This is a genomic window from Crossiella sp. CA198 (assembly GCF_052078295.1).
In the GTDB taxonomy this organism is placed as follows: domain Bacteria; phylum Actinomycetota; class Actinomycetes; order Mycobacteriales; family Pseudonocardiaceae; genus Crossiella.
The window spans coordinates 69,929-82,980 of record NZ_JBQJIM010000012.1 but is presented as its reverse complement, the minus strand read 5'-3'; the positions used below and the strand labels follow the sequence as shown (position 1 = coordinate 82,980).

Sequence of the window (13,052 nt, the reverse complement as noted above, 5' to 3'; positions counted from 1 at the left end):
CTTGATCCTCTCCCAGCCCAATGGGTCACGGGACCAGTCGTTCGACCTCTCGCCGGTAGAACAGCACGTCCGCCCCAGCTCGCGACAACTGGAGTTGCCCGGTCACCACAAGGTCGAAGAGGGCCGTCCGCTCCACACCGAGCAGCGCACGCGCCTGGTCCACGTCGAGCATCTCAGGTGGCGGGGAGCTGCCGAACCGCGCCAGATCCTGGTTGTACCAGGACTGCCGTTGCAGCCACTGCACGTACTCGTGGTGGATGCGGTGCCTGCGTCGTCGGTCACTGGCCTCGGCCAGGAACTCGTCCAGCAGATCGAAGAGGCAGTCAACCGCAGTCTGGTCGGCCGCAGTCTGGTCGGCCAAGGTCTCCGTTCCGTTGCGGGACAGGTGCCGTACCAACGCGGGCCAGCTGAGATTGTCTCCGTAGTCGAGCTTGAGTACCAGGGACTCGCGAAAACCGTCGAGCAGGGCACCGTCGGTTCCCAGATCCAGGCCCATCACGAAGTCGGCCAATCCCCCATACGACAGCTCAGACCGCCCCAGATACATGCCAGGCCACCGCCGTACGTTCCGGAGCAACTCCCTGGTCGTCATCACAAGCGCTCTTCCCCCGTCGGCAACACCACCAACCCGGCCAGAGTAATGACTCTGGCCTGCGGCCGGGGTGGACGAGGATGTCCGGATGTCTACCTCTCCTGGACGCCAACCAAGTGACCTGCTGGGGTTCTTCGACCGGCTCGACCAGCTGGTCGCGGCCTCGACCATCGTGGTCGACCGACCGCGTGGCCAACCGCATCCGCGATTTCCCGATGTGATCTACCCGCTCGACTACGGCCACCTGGCTGCGACGAGCAGCGGCGATGGCGAGGGAATCGATGTGTTCCTGGGCAGCACTGCCGGCGTAGGTGTGTGCGGGGTGCTGCTCACCGCGGATCTGGTCAAGCGGGACGTCGAGATCAAGGTACTGATCGATTGCACAGAGGAGGAGGTGACTCGAACCCAACGGCTGCTGCATGATCAGCTGCAGATCGGCGGACACCTGGTCCGGCGTCCCTGAGTCTGAATGTCCTGGCGGAGGTCAGTGCCACCTGACTGCCACCCGTGACAACTGGACGTAGGGTCGAGGCATGCCGCGATTCGAGGTCAGCACCAGCATCGCCGCTCCGCCGCAGCGGATCTTCGACCTCTCGCTGGAGGTCGAGGTGCACACCAGCTCGATGGCGGGCTCCACCGAGCGCGCGATCGACGGGGTCACCTCCGGGCGGCTCGCTCTGGGCGACACCGTTACCTGGCAGGCAAGACACTTCGGGCTGAGTTGGCGGATGACTTCGCGGATCAGTGCGTACGACCCGCCGGGGTACTTCGTCGATGAGCAGGAACGTGGTCCGTTCCGGCGCTGGCATCACGCGCACCACTTCGAGCCGGATGGTCGGGGCGGCACGCTGATGCGCGATGTGATCGACTTCGCTGCGCCGCTCGGTCCGTTGGGCCGGATCGCGGAGTTGCTAGTGCTTGATCACTACATGCGGCGGTTGATCAGCACCCGCAACGAGCACCTCAAGGGCCTGGCCGAGGCTTCCGGCCGTTGAGCGCGCAGCTTGACCGTGGTGGTCTCCGCGTGGCGGCGGTGAACTCCCTGGCTGCGGTGAACCCGGTGTGCGCGGCGACCCCAGGCCGCGATGATCAGCTGCCGAATGTCCAGGAAGTCTTTCTGGTCGAGTAGGTGGACGACTCGTCCAGGTCTGTCTGGGCCACGCCGCCGCGGCCCAGTAGTTCCCCTTGCTCACCGACGCGAGCAGGGGATGCCAACGGCCTCGCGGACCGCGGTTGCGTTCACCGGCAGACCGCGGAGGCTGCGGGCGAGGGCAGGGCGGGTGTCGCGCCCAGTCGTTGCCGCAGGAGGAACCTGGTCAGCTCGGCGGGGTAGTCCGGTTGCCCGGTGAAGTAGGTGTGCCCGCCGCCGTGCACGGTGAGGAACTCCACCAGCGCGCAGCCTCGCGGATCGAGGTAGGTCTCCCGGTCGAAGTACTGGTTGCGGTCCACCCGGTCAGCCGCCAGCCACGGGCCACCGCCGCCGGACAAGGTGTTGGCGTTGAGCCACTGGCGCAGGTGCAGTCGCCCCAGCGGGTAGACGCTGATCGGGTCCAGTTCGCCCTGGCCGAGCAGCACCGGCATCGGCCGGGCCAGACCGCCCATGCGCAGTCGGGTGAGCAGGCCGGTGCCGTCAACACAGGTGGGGTACGCGCAGCCGGCGAAGGTCGCCACGGCGGCGTACAGGTCCGGGTAGGTCGCGGCCATGACCGTACTCATCGCCCCGCCTGCGGAGAACCCGGCGACGTAGATCCGGGCCGGGTCGACACGCTCGCGCCGCGCCACTTCCCGGGTGATGCCCGCGATGATCGACGGCTCTCCCGCGTCCCGCTGCTGCTGCCACGGCAGGAACCAGCTCCAGCACCCGTTGAATCCGGTTGACCGGGGCTGGGCGGGCGCGGCCACGAGGAAGCCGTGGCGGTCGGCGAGCGCGGTCAAGCCGGACTGTCGCACGGCTTCTTCCGGGCTCGCGCCGCCGCAGCCGTGCAGGAACACGATCAGCGGTCGGCCGGGCCGGGCTCCGCCCGCGGGCTGGTAGAGGCCGTACTCACGACTGCCGGTGTTGTCGCCGAAGCTGTGGCGGGTGATGGTGCCCGGCGCAGCCACGGATGCGGCGGCGACTGGGGCTGCCGTCGCGGCTGGGGTCAGGGTGAACGCGAGGATGATCGCCAGGCCGAGGGCCTTGGTTTGGGCGAGTGGTGTGCTGGTTGTTCGGTTCACCCTGTCCACAGTGGAATCACGACCTGGTGAAAGTGAAGGGAAAGACCTCGCACTGGGGACAGGTCACAAGCGTAGGCGGGTGACCTCCAGGATCGCGTTCAGGAAGGCCTTGGGGCGTTCCTGTGGGAGGTTGTGGCCTGCGCCGGGGACCTGGTGGTGCACTCGCGGGCCGGTGAAGAACTTGGCTGACGGGGTACCGTTAGTGGGTGGGAAGTTGCCGTCGTCCAGGCCGTCCAGGGTCACTGTGGGCACGGTGATCCGGGGCTGGGTGAGCAGTGTGGCCTCAAGATCGTCGTAGCGTGGGTCGCCGGGTTCGGTGAGCAGGCGGTGGCGGTAGTTGTGCAGCACGATGTCGACGTAGTCGGGATTGCGGAAGATCGAGACCGCCTGGTCCAGGTCCTGCTCGGTGAATCGCCAGGTCGGGGAGTTCCGTTGCCAGACCACGCGGGTCAGTTCCCTGGTGTTGGTGGTCAGGCCGTTGCGGCCGCGTTCGGTCAGGAAGTAATAGAAGTACCACTGCGCCGATTCGATGGACGGTGCCAGCGGCATCCTGGCCAGTGCCAGGTCCTGCACCAGGTAGTTGTTCACCGAGACCAGGCCGAGGCAGCGTTCCGGCCACAGTGCGGCGGCCACGCACAGGCCGCGGCCACCCCAGTCGTAGCCGCCGAAGATGGCCTTGGGGATCTTGAGAGCGTCCATGAACGCGATCCAGTCCGAACCGAGCGCGGCCTGTTGCCCGGAACGCATGGTGCCTGGGGACCGGAAGCGGGTGGCGCCCTGGCCACGCAGGTAGGGGATGAGCACGCGGTAGCCGCGGCGAACCAGTGCGGGGGCCACCTCGGCGTAGGCCAGCGGGGAGTACGGCCAGCCGTAGCCGAGCAGCACGACGGGGCCGGTGGCCGGGCCGGACTCGTGGTAGGCGATGTCCAGCAGCTCGGTGCGTGCCTGCCGGATCGGGCCCAGTCTGCGCCAACCCGGGGCACCGCCGGTTGGTGGCTTGTCTTCAGCGGTGGCCGTTCGCTGCTCGTCGCGGGCTGCGGTCCGCGGGTCGTCCTGGGCCGCGGCGGTTCGCGGCTCGTTCCGGGCGGCGGCCGTGCCAGTCGAGACGGCGGTCAGCGTGGCGGTGGCCGCTCCGGTGGTGAGGAGTTTGGTGAAGGTTCGCCTGGTGAGCACACCTGGACACTCGCAGGCGGGTGCCTATGTTCTGTGCACGTCCTGTTGACAGCGGCGCCGAGCGCTACGGCTGGTGGGAGACCCAGACCGCGTCGGTGGCGGCTGGGCCCAGGCTCAGGTGGTCGGTGCGATCAGTGACGCGGATGGTGAGGGTGTCGGCGCCGGTGGCGGAGTCCAGGATCAGGAGTTCGGTGTCGATGACCAGGCCGTTGTCGGCGAAGTACTGCAGGCGGGCGGCGTCGGCGTCGGAGATGCGTTCGACCCGGCAGCGGGTTCCGGGCGGCATGCCGGTGAGCTGGCGGGCGTCGGGGCGGTGCACGGTGCCGTCGGCGGCGGGGATGGGGTCGCCGTGCGGGTCGCGGGTGGGTTTGCCGAGGAACTCGTCGATGCGGGTGACCATCAGGTCCGAGACCACGTGTTCGAGTTGCTCGGCCTCCTCGTGCACCTCGTCCCAGCGGTAGTTCAGCGCGTTGACCAGGAAGGTCTCGATCAGGCGGTGGCGGCGGACCATGGCCACCGCGTGCGCCCGGCCGGCCTCGGTCAGGCCGACGCTGCCATAGCGCGGGTGTTCCAGCAGGCCCTGTTCGGTCAGCCGGCGGACCGACTCCGACACCGAGGACAGCCGCAGGCCGAGACGCTGGGCGATCACCGAGGTGGTGACCGGCTCCTCGGACCACTCCTGCAGCGCCCAGACCACCTTGAGGTAGTTCTGGGTGCTCTCGGACAGCTCGGACACCGACATGCGGGCAGGGTATCCGCGCACGGTCACGTCCGGACGGCCGCACGCCGACGCGCGGCCAGCCTGCGGCCCAGAATTCCGTGTTCCGGGCCGAACAGGTAGGCCAGGGTGAACACCGCGCCCTGGACCAGGACGATCATGCCGCCGGAGGCGGTGTCCAGGTAGTAGCTCAGGTACAGGCCGGTGACCGCGGCCAGCGCGGACAGCACCGGGGCGATGATCAGCATTCGCTGGAAGCGGTTGGTCAGCAGGTACGCGGTGGCGCCCGGGATGATCAGCATCGCCACCACCAGAATCACCCCGACCACCTGCAGGGCCACCACCGAGGTCAGGGCGAGCAGGGCCAGCAGTGCGGCGCCGAGCACCCGGGGGCTCAGGCCGATGGCGTGCGCGTGGGTCGGGTCGAAGGCGTACAGGGTGAAATCGCGGCGTTTGAGCACCAGCACGGTCAGGGCCAGCGCGCCCAGCACGCCGATCTGGATGACGTCGGTGGTGGCCACGCCCAGCAGGTTGCCGAAGACGATGTGGTTGAGGTCGGTCTGGCTCGGGGTCACCGAGATCAGCACCAGGCCCAGGGCGAACAGCGTGGTGAACACGATGCCGATGGCCGCGTCCTCCTTGATCCGGCTGGTGTCGCGCACCACCCCGATCAGCGCCACCGCCAGGAAGCCGAACACCAGCGCGCCCACCGCGAACGGCGCGCCGAGCACGTAGGCCAGCACCACGCCGGGCAGCACCGCGTGCGAGACCGCGTCGCCCATCAGCGACCAGCCGATGAGCACCAGCCAGCAGGACAGCACCGCGCACACCACCGCGGCGATCACGGTGGCCACCAGCGCGCGGACCATGAAGCTGTAGCCGAGGGGTTCGGCCAGCAGGTCGAGGATGTTCACACCCGCTCCTGGGAGACGTCGAGGCCGAAGGCCAGGGCCAGGTTCTCCGGGGAGAGGACCTCGGCGGGTTCGCCGCGGGCCAGGATCCGGCGCATCAGCAGCAGGGCCTCATCAGCCAGGCCGGGCACGGCGGCCAGGTCGTGGGTGGAGATCAGGATGGTGACGCCGTCGGCGGCCAGTTCGCGGAGCTGCCGGGTGATGGTGGCCTCCGAGGGCTTGTCCACGCCCGCGAACGGCTCGTCCAGCAACAGGATCCGCGCGTGCTGGGCGATGCCGCGGGCCAGGAAGGCGCGTTTGCGCTGGCCGCCGGAAAGCTGGCCGATCTGCCGGTCGGCCAGTTCGGTCAGCTCGACCCTGGCCAGCGCGGCGTTGACCGCCTCGTGGTCGGCGCGGCGCGCGCGGCGGGTGAAGCCCAGGTGCCCGTAGCGGCCGGTCATCACCACATCGCGGACGGAGAGCGGGAACGCCCAGTCGACTGTTTCGCTTTGCGGCACATAGCCGATCGCGCCGGACTTGCGGGCGCGGGCCGGGGTCTGACCGTCCACCTCGACGGTGCCGGAGTCTGGGCGCAGCACGCCCATGATGGTCTTGAACAGGGTGGACTTGCCGGAGCCGTTGACCCCGATCAGCGCGTGCACCCGGCCCTGTTCCAGAGTGAGGCTGACGCCGTTGAGCGCCTGCACCTCGCCGTAGTGCACGGTGACGTCCTCGACGCGGACCGCGGGCCTCACTTGGTCAGCCCCGCGACGATGGTGTCCACGTCGTGCCGGATCAGGTCCAGGTAGGTCGGCACCGGCCCGCCTGCCTCGGAGAGCGAGTCCACGTAGAGCACGCCGCCGAAGCGGGCGCCGGTGGCCGAGACGACCTGTTTCATCGGCGCGTCGGAGACGGTGGACTCGCAGAACACCGCGGGCACCTTGTTCTGCCGGACGAACTCGATGGCGCCTGCGATCTGCTGCGGGGTGGCCTGCTGTTCGGCGTTGACCGCCCACAGGTACCGCTCGGTCAGGCCCGCATCCCTTGCCAGGTAGGAAAAAGCGCCCTCGCAGGTGACCAGTGCGCGTTGTTCCTTGGGCAGCTTGCCGAGCGCGCCGGTGAGCCGTTGCTGGACCTCGGTCAGCTGCTGCTTGTACTTCTCGGCGTTGGCGGTGAACTCGGCCGCGTGCGCCGGGGCGAGCTTGGCGAAGGCCTTGGCCATGTTGTCGGCGTAGGTGCGCACGTTCAGCGGGGACATCCAGGCGTGCGGGTTGGGCTTGCCGCGGTAGGCGTCCTCGGCGATGTCCACCGGCTGCACGCCCTCGCTGACCACCGCGTGCGGCACGTCGAGTTCGGCGACGAACTTGGTGAACCAGGCCTCCAGGTTGAGGCCGTTGTCCAGGATCAGCTTGGCCTGGGTGGCCTTGCGGATATCGGCGGGGGTGGGCTCGTAGCCGTGGATCTCCGCGCCGGCCTTGGTGATCGACTCGATCCGCAGCTTGTCGCCCGCCACGTTGCCCGCGATGTCGGCGAGCACGGTGAAGGTGGTCAGCACGACCGGTCGGCTGTCGGCGGGGTCGGCGGCGGTGCGGGCGGTGCAGCCGGTCGCGGCCAGGGCGAGGGTGCAGACGGCGGCCAGCCAGGTGCGCGTTAACCGCGAGGGTGTGTTCCGCATGCGTGTTCCGCGCCTCCCAGTGCCGAGTTCGGTCCTTGGAAGACTAAAGTTCGGCTGGCCGAACTTTCAAGCGCGGAACGAGTGAGCAAGCCGACGCTGTTCTGGGATGATCGGCGATATGCCTGGTCACCGGCTTTTCGCGATGGTGTACGACCGGATGACGGCCGCGATGGAACGGCGGGTGCTGGCCGCCCGGCGGGCCAGGCTGCTGGGTGGGCTGACCGGGGTGGTGCTGGACGTCGGGGCGGGCACCGGGGTCAACCTGCCGCATTTCGCCAGTGCGGCGCGGGTGCTGGCCACCGAGCCGGATCCGCACATGCGGCAGCGCCTGGCCCGCCGGGTCGATCGCGCGCGGGTGCCGGTGGAGGTGCTGGACTCCCCCGCCGAGGCCCTGGCACTGCCCGATGCCAGCGTGGACGCGGTGGTCTGCACGCTGGTGCTGTGCACGGTCGCGCACCCGGACCGCGCGCTGGCCGAGGCCAGGCGGGTGCTGGCCCCGGGTGGCCGGCTGGTGGTGCTGGAGCACGTGCGCGGCAGCGGTGGGCTGGCCAGGTGGCAGGACCGGGTGGACCCACTGTGGCGGCGGCTGGCCGCGGGCTGTCGCCCCAACCGGGACACCGAGGCCGCGGTGCGCCGGGCCGGGTTCGTCATCGAGCACCGGGAGGCCTTCGCCGAGCTGCCGAAGTTCACCCCGATCCGCACCATGGTCGAACTCATCGCCCACCCAGGCTGACCTCCTGACCACGTCGTCCCAGCTCGCCCCGGGCGCGCATGATCGCTTTCCGGGCCGCGGCCACCTCGGGATCGGTGGCCGGGTCGGCCGCCCAGTCCTTGGCCACGGCGAGTGCGAGCTGGGCGTCCTGCAACCGCCGCAGCAGCGCCGGGCCCGGCGGCCCGAGCTGGGTGGCGGCGTGCTTGCGGGCGCGGCGGCGGGATCGGCGGGTGCGCAGGGCGCCGAGTTCCGCGGGACTGATCATCTCGGCTGGTTCGGCACGCAGGGTGCCGACGAACCAGCGGTACTCGTGCCGCGCGCCGTAGCGGATGGCCAGGATGAAGAAGAGCACGATCAGGCCCTGCTTGACGATGATGGTCACCAGGCCGGATTCGCCGAGCAGCGGCGAGTTCCACAGGAAGTGCAGGCCCCAGCCGCCCAGGAACAGCGCGAGCGCCACCAGCACCCGCCGGGCGCAGGACCGGTCCACCCTGGTCAGCGCGTACCCGATGCCCAGCCCGACCACGCCGCTGTACACGGTGTGCGTGGCCAGCCCGGTGAGGAACCGGGCCAGCAGCACCCCGATCCCGCCCTGGACATCACTGTTGGGGTTCTCGATCGCGTTGCTCAGCACGTAGGTGACGTTCTCGGCGAGCTGGAAGCCGAGACCGGCCATCGCGCCGTACACCAGGCCGTCCAGGGTGCGCTGGACCTGCTCGCGGCCGATCACCACGATCGCGATCACACCCAGTGCCTTGAGCGTCTCCTCGGTGGTGGGGCCCGCGATGGCGGCGTACCAGTCCACCGCGAACTGGTGGCCGCCGAGTTTGGCCACCAGCTGACCGATCGCGCCGTTCGGACTGCCGGCCAGGGCGGTCATCGCCACGCCCCACAGGAAGGCCGCGGCGAGCAGCGTGCGGGGTTCCTTCTCGAACAGGTCGATCCAGCGGATCAGCGTGTAGAGCAGCACACCGAGCACCAGCTGCCCGGCCAGCGCGATGCCCAGCGCGACCGGCGAGGCCGCGGCGAACGGGGCGAAGCTCAGCGCCAGCAGCGGCAGGCAGATCACCACGACCAGCAAATAGACCCAGAGCATCGCGCGCCGGGGCTGCCAGAACGCGCGGGTCTGGAGCGCGCTGACGGCGTTACCTTCCCGCACGGCCGGGACCTCCGCGGACACCGGGACGGGCTGCCTGCTCGCTGGGGAGCTGCGGGCGATCGCCCGTGGTGTCGAGCACACCGCAGGGTCGACGGTGACGTCGGGGACCACTTCGGGCAGTTCGGCCCGCCGGAGCGATTGCGGTGCGGGACAAGGCCAACCCGCCCGCACCTCGCCGACGGTGGCGTGCGATTGGCGGTGGGTGTCTCACCCGGTCACCTCCACCAGGTCCAGCAGGGTGCCGATGCCGGGTTCGGTGTCGCGCGGGCCGACCAGGTTGAGGATCACCGCGGTGCTGTCCCGGCCGAGCAGCCACACCGTGCCGTGCCGGTCCCGGAGGTCGAAACCGGCCTGGTGGCCGGTGAGTCCGGTGGCGGTGCGCAGTTCGCCGGTGAGTTGCCAGCGCAGTGTGGGGTCGGTGACGCCCAGGCCGCGCAGGTATCGCTCCAGTGCGATCCGGCCGTTCTGCACGCCCGACTTCACCTCGACGCTGAGCCGGTCGGCGGAGCGGGTGAGGGTGAAGCCGGTGGGGTTGGTGCCCGGCGACTGGGTCCAGCCCGCCAGCGGGGTCAGGTCCAGGCTCACCCTGGCCTCCCCCGTGTTGATCACCCTGGTGTCACCGGCCCGCACCGGTGGAGCCTGGTCCGGGACAGCGGCATTGACCAGGTCGGGGCCGAAGGTCATGGCCAGCACGCCGAGCAGCACCAGCAGCGCGCTGCCGAGGCCTACCCGGTTCGGCGGTCTCATCGTTGTCCCCGGACCAGGTCGCGGGCGACGATCTCCCTGGCGATCGCGACCAGGTCACCGGTCGCCGGAATGTCCACAGTGGACTTTGCCCGGACGGAGCCGGGCGGGATGTCCTTGGGTTTGTCCACGCCGGGGCAGTCCACCCGCGGTCCGGGCAGGGTGCCGTCGAGCAGGTAGGCGTTGACCAGGCGGTCCACGCAGGTGTTGCCCTGGATGCCGTAGTGCGCGTGGTTGCCGTCGTCGCGCACGTTGATCAGGCGGGCGTTCTGGTGGCGGGCCATGGCCACCCCGTTGGCGTGTGCGGTCTGGGTGTCGCCCTCGGACTGGACCACCAGCCCCGTCGGGTACGCGCGCGGGCGGATCCGGGTCATCCGGTCCCGGGGCAGATAGAAGGTGCAGTTCTTCGGGGCCATGAAGTTGACCGCGTCGGCGTAGGGGAAGGTGTCGCGGACCTGCCGCATGTCCGCGAGGTAGTCGTTGACCGCCTGCGGCCAGTACCAGTCGCAGACCACCGAGTTGTAGGTCCCGTCGGTGACCTGCTGCCGCGCCGCGTGCAGGATCGCCCCGGCGGCGGCGAGGTCACCGCCGGCGGTCCGGCCCGCGCCGCCCTCGGCCTGGGTGAGCAGCTCGCGCACGGCCTGGGCCAGGTCGGCCCACATCCGGCGGTACCGGGTGGCGTTGCCGATGGTGCGGTCGAAGGCGCTGACCTCGGTGAGCAGGCCGAGCGGGCGCCGCTGGACTTCCGCGGCGATCCGCTCCACCGCGGCGCGCACCGCCTCGGGCTTGTCGCCCAGCTTGAAGGTGCCGTCGCGGGCCGCGGTCCACTCGGTCCACTGCCGCAGGTTGGCCTTGAACGCGCCCAGGGTGTCGTAGTCCTGCTGGTGCCAGGTCTTGCGCGGGTCCAGCGCCGAATCAAGCACGCTGCGGTCCAGCCGGTCCGGGAACATCGTGCCGTACATGGCACCCAGGAAGGTGCCGTAGGAGTAGCCGACGTAGCTGATCTTCTCCTCGCGCAGCGCCGAACGGATGAGGTCCAGGTCTCGCGCGGTGTTCATGGTCGTGACGTGCCGCCGGAACTCGCCGCCCGCTTCCCGGCAGCCCGTTTCGGTGTCCCGGGCCAGCTGGGTCCACAGCGGGAGTTCGGCCTCCGGTGGCCGGGTGGTCAGCTCGGGCGTCGGCGGGTAGCGGCAGGACAACCGGGTCGACTGGCCCACCCCGCGCGGATCCATCCCGATCAGGTCGTAGACCCGCGCGATCGGCTGGTCGGCCAGCTTCGCGGCCAGGAACAGGCCGTCGCCACCGGGGCCGCCGGGGTTGGTCAGCAGCACGCCACGACGCCGGCCCGGTTCGGCGGCCTTCTTCCGGCTGATCGCGACCTCGATCCGCCTGCCACCCGGATTCCGGTAGTCCAGGGGGACCTCGACCTTGGCGCAGCCGACGCCCGCGGCCGCCAGGTCCGGATCGGCACAGGCGGACCAGGTGAGTTCCTGGCCGCGATATCCGGACAGCTCGTCGGCGGGCGCGGCGGACGCCGGTGCGGCGGTGGCCAGGGTCAGCAGGACCGCGCCCAGTGCTGCTGCTGTCTTGCGTGCACCTGCTGTCTTGCGTGCGCCCATGGCGGTGGGTTCCTCATCGGTGTCGGGGCGATATCGGTACGGGAGAACTCGGCGAACCGGTCGGCATCGGGACGCCGGTCCACAGTGGGCCATGGCCTACCTGACAGCAAGCCTAGGAGCGCGCGACGGACGAACAATCACACTGGCGGGTATTGATGGGTCATACTTTCTGGTATTGAACCGAGGTGCCGACTAGGAGGAAAGTAGTATGCCGGGCAGACCTGTCCGGCATATCTGTTCAGTTCGCGGAGTGAAACGTCTGCGCAGTACAGCGCCTGTGCGCGACCGTGGTACGGTCGAGGCGCTGGTGACCTGACGTGACATCCGAGCGGGCCGGACGGAACCTTGGGACGATATTTCCGGAACCATGCCCGCCACATTTTCCCTGACCGGCGGCAATTGTCGGACAATAGACAAGAAGGAGCGTTTACTGGAATTGTGCACACTCGCTCACCGCGATTCCTGATTCGGCGGGTCTCGTGATCACCGTGGGCATCGTCGACGAAACCCTGGCCCGATACGGCATTCGCGGCATCCTGGAAAGCGCGCCGGATCTGCGGGTGGTGGGCGAGGCCGGGGACGGCGCGGCCGCGGTGCGGCTGGCCAGGCAGCAGCGGCCGCGGGTGCTGTTGATGGATCTGTGGATGCCCGGTCAGGACGGGTTGTCCGCGATCGAGGCGGTCCGGGAGCAGGCGCCGGAGACCGCGGTGGTGGTGCTGACCGCGTTCGAGCAGACCGCGGTCGAGCAGACCGGCCACGCTCGCCGGGCGGTGGGCACCGGCACGGGCACGGGCACCTGCGCGGGCATGGGCACCTGCACCGGCACCGGCACCTGCGTGGGCACGGGCACGGGCACGGACGGACTTGTGCACCAGGGCACCTGCGCGGGCGTGGGCGAGTTCGCACGCCAGGCCAGGTGCGCGGGCACTGGCACGGGCACCGGTGGCGGCGCGGGAACCGGTGCCAGCACCGGCGGATCCTGGCACCAGACCGCGTGCGCCGGCGGAGGCAGGGCCGTTCGTCACACTGCTTGCGCTTGCGCTGGCGGGTCCAGTCAACAGGCCACGTGTGCGGTCGCGGGCGGGGCCAGTCAACGGGCCACGTGTGCGGTCGCGGGTGGGTTCGCGCAGCAGACCGCTGGCGTTGGCATGGCTGCGTTTGTGCACCGGGCCATGCGGGCGGGTGTGGCCGGGTTCGTGGTCAAGGACGCCGGGCCGGCGGAGTTGCTCAACGCGGTGCGGGTGGTGGCCGGGGGTGAGGCGATCCTGTCGCCTCGGCTGACCAGGCTGGTGCTGGCGCATTTCACCAGCGTCGATCCGCGTCGGTTCGCCCAGGCCCATCGGCTGCTGGGGCAGTTGAGTGCTCGGGAACGAGAAGTGCTCGCGCTGGTGGCGCGGGGGGCGTCCAATGTGGCGATCGGGGCGGCGTTGCGGGTCAGTGAGAGCACGATCAAGAGTCATCTCAGCCGGGTGATGGCCAAGATCGGGTGTGCGAACCGGGTGCAGGCGGCGATGATCGCTCGGGATGGGGGGCTGGTGTCCTGATCGCCGGGG

The 13,052-nt window shown here is 69.9% G+C and carries 14 protein-coding genes; 4 read left to right on the top strand and 10 right to left on the bottom strand.

The window, feature by feature from the left end; translation table 11 throughout:
* Nucleotides 1-25: 25 nt before the first annotated feature.
* Nucleotides 26-592 carry a hypothetical protein gene (locus tag ACTOWY_RS21015; RefSeq protein ID WP_441311355.1) on the bottom strand — a complete coding sequence of 189 codons (567 nt, stop codon included), beginning with the start codon at nt 590-592 and terminating at the stop codon, nt 26-28.
* Nucleotides 593-680: 88 nt separating this feature from the next.
* Here ACTOWY_RS21015 and ACTOWY_RS21010 point away from each other — a divergent pair, with 88 nt between their 5' ends.
* Entirely contained in the window at nt 681-1,055 is a 375-nt protein-coding gene (locus tag ACTOWY_RS21010; protein ID WP_441311354.1) for an inorganic pyrophosphatase, read from the top strand.
* A 70-nt stretch (nt 1,056-1,125) separates the two neighbouring features.
* Nucleotides 1,126-1,587, top strand: a complete 462-nt coding sequence (locus tag ACTOWY_RS21005) for an SRPBCC family protein (RefSeq protein ID WP_441311353.1) — start codon at nt 1,126-1,128, stop codon at nt 1,585-1,587.
* Nucleotides 1,588-1,831: 244 nt separating this feature from the next.
* On the opposite strand, the gene ACTOWY_RS21000 is transcribed toward ACTOWY_RS21005, so the two are convergent.
* The 6 genes from ACTOWY_RS21000 to ACTOWY_RS20975 form a co-directional block, all read right to left on the bottom strand.
* Nucleotides 1,832-2,809, bottom strand: a complete 978-nt coding sequence (locus tag ACTOWY_RS21000) for an extracellular catalytic domain type 1 short-chain-length polyhydroxyalkanoate depolymerase (protein WP_441311352.1) — start codon at nt 2,807-2,809, stop codon at nt 1,832-1,834.
* Nucleotides 2,810-2,872: 63 nt separating this feature from the next.
* Complete coding sequence (locus tag ACTOWY_RS20995; RefSeq protein ID WP_441311351.1) at nt 2,873-3,982, bottom strand: alpha/beta fold hydrolase; 1,110 nt, start codon at nt 3,980-3,982, stop codon at nt 2,873-2,875.
* Nucleotides 3,983-4,046: 64 nt separating this feature from the next.
* Nucleotides 4,047-4,724 (bottom strand): metal-dependent transcriptional regulator, encoded by a 678-nt coding sequence (locus tag ACTOWY_RS20990; protein ID WP_441311350.1) that lies wholly within the window; start codon nt 4,722-4,724, stop codon nt 4,047-4,049.
* A 23-nt stretch (nt 4,725-4,747) separates the two neighbouring features.
* Nucleotides 4,748-5,614, bottom strand: a complete 867-nt coding sequence (locus ACTOWY_RS20985; RefSeq protein WP_441311349.1) for a metal ABC transporter permease — start codon at nt 5,612-5,614, stop codon at nt 4,748-4,750.
* Nucleotides 5,611-6,345, bottom strand: coding sequence for a metal ABC transporter ATP-binding protein (locus tag ACTOWY_RS20980; protein WP_441311348.1), 735 nt, complete (start codon nt 6,343-6,345; stop codon nt 5,611-5,613). The genes ACTOWY_RS20985 and ACTOWY_RS20980 overlap by 4 nt, the downstream gene beginning before the upstream one ends.
* The gene (locus ACTOWY_RS20975) at nt 6,342-7,265 is read right to left on the bottom strand and encodes a metal ABC transporter substrate-binding protein (RefSeq protein WP_441311347.1); all 924 of its coding nucleotides are present in this window, start codon (nt 7,263-7,265) and stop codon (nt 6,342-6,344) included. The genes ACTOWY_RS20980 and ACTOWY_RS20975 overlap by 4 nt, the downstream gene beginning before the upstream one ends.
* Before the next feature lie 157 nt (nt 7,266-7,422).
* On the opposite strand from ACTOWY_RS20975, the gene ACTOWY_RS20970 reads away from it, so the two are divergent.
* Nucleotides 7,423-7,998 (top strand): class I SAM-dependent methyltransferase, encoded by a 576-nt coding sequence (locus tag ACTOWY_RS20970; protein WP_441311346.1) that lies wholly within the window; start codon nt 7,423-7,425, stop codon nt 7,996-7,998.
* On the opposite strand, the gene ACTOWY_RS20965 is transcribed toward ACTOWY_RS20970, so the two are convergent.
* From ACTOWY_RS20965 to ACTOWY_RS20955, 3 genes are all read right to left on the bottom strand, one after another.
* The gene (locus ACTOWY_RS20965) at nt 7,979-9,136 is read right to left on the bottom strand and encodes a PrsW family intramembrane metalloprotease (protein ID WP_441311345.1); all 1,158 of its coding nucleotides are present in this window, start codon (nt 9,134-9,136) and stop codon (nt 7,979-7,981) included. The two genes, ACTOWY_RS20970 and ACTOWY_RS20965, sit on opposite strands and share 20 nt — an antisense overlap.
* A 207-nt stretch (nt 9,137-9,343) precedes the next feature.
* On the bottom strand, nt 9,344-9,883 hold the full coding sequence (locus tag ACTOWY_RS20960; RefSeq protein ID WP_441311344.1) for a hypothetical protein: 540 nt from the start codon (nt 9,881-9,883) through the stop codon (nt 9,344-9,346).
* Nucleotides 9,880-11,499, bottom strand: a complete 1,620-nt coding sequence (locus tag ACTOWY_RS20955) for an alpha/beta fold hydrolase (RefSeq protein WP_441311343.1) — start codon at nt 11,497-11,499, stop codon at nt 9,880-9,882. Before ACTOWY_RS20955 ends, ACTOWY_RS20960 begins: the two co-directional genes overlap by 4 nt.
* Before the next feature lie 488 nt (nt 11,500-11,987).
* Here ACTOWY_RS20955 and ACTOWY_RS20950 point away from each other — a divergent pair, with 488 nt between their 5' ends.
* On the top strand, nt 11,988-13,043 hold the full coding sequence (locus ACTOWY_RS20950; RefSeq protein ID WP_441311342.1) for a response regulator: 1,056 nt from the start codon (nt 11,988-11,990) through the stop codon (nt 13,041-13,043).
* Nucleotides 13,044-13,052: the final 9 nt, after the last annotated feature.

Coding starts and splice junctions, on each gene's coding strand:
- ACTOWY_RS20960 (WP_441311344.1), bottom strand. CDS start 9,883: ATGAGACCGCCGAACCGGGTAGGCCTCGGCAGCGCGCTGCTGGTGCTG.
- ACTOWY_RS21015 (WP_441311355.1), bottom strand. CDS start 592: ATGACGACCAGGGAGTTGCTCCGGAACGTACGGCGGTGGCCTGGCATG.
- ACTOWY_RS20975 (WP_441311347.1), bottom strand. CDS start 7,265: ATGCGGAACACACCCTCGCGGTTAACGCGCACCTGGCTGGCCGCCGTC.
- ACTOWY_RS21005 (WP_441311353.1), top strand. CDS start 1,126: ATGCCGCGATTCGAGGTCAGCACCAGCATCGCCGCTCCGCCGCAGCGG.
- ACTOWY_RS21010 (WP_441311354.1), top strand. CDS start 681: ATGTCTACCTCTCCTGGACGCCAACCAAGTGACCTGCTGGGGTTCTTC.
- ACTOWY_RS20970 (WP_441311346.1), top strand. CDS start 7,423: ATGACGGCCGCGATGGAACGGCGGGTGCTGGCCGCCCGGCGGGCCAGG.
- ACTOWY_RS20990 (WP_441311350.1), bottom strand. CDS start 4,724: ATGTCGGTGTCCGAGCTGTCCGAGAGCACCCAGAACTACCTCAAGGTG.
- ACTOWY_RS20955 (WP_441311343.1), bottom strand. CDS start 11,499: ATGGGCGCACGCAAGACAGCAGGTGCACGCAAGACAGCAGCAGCACTG.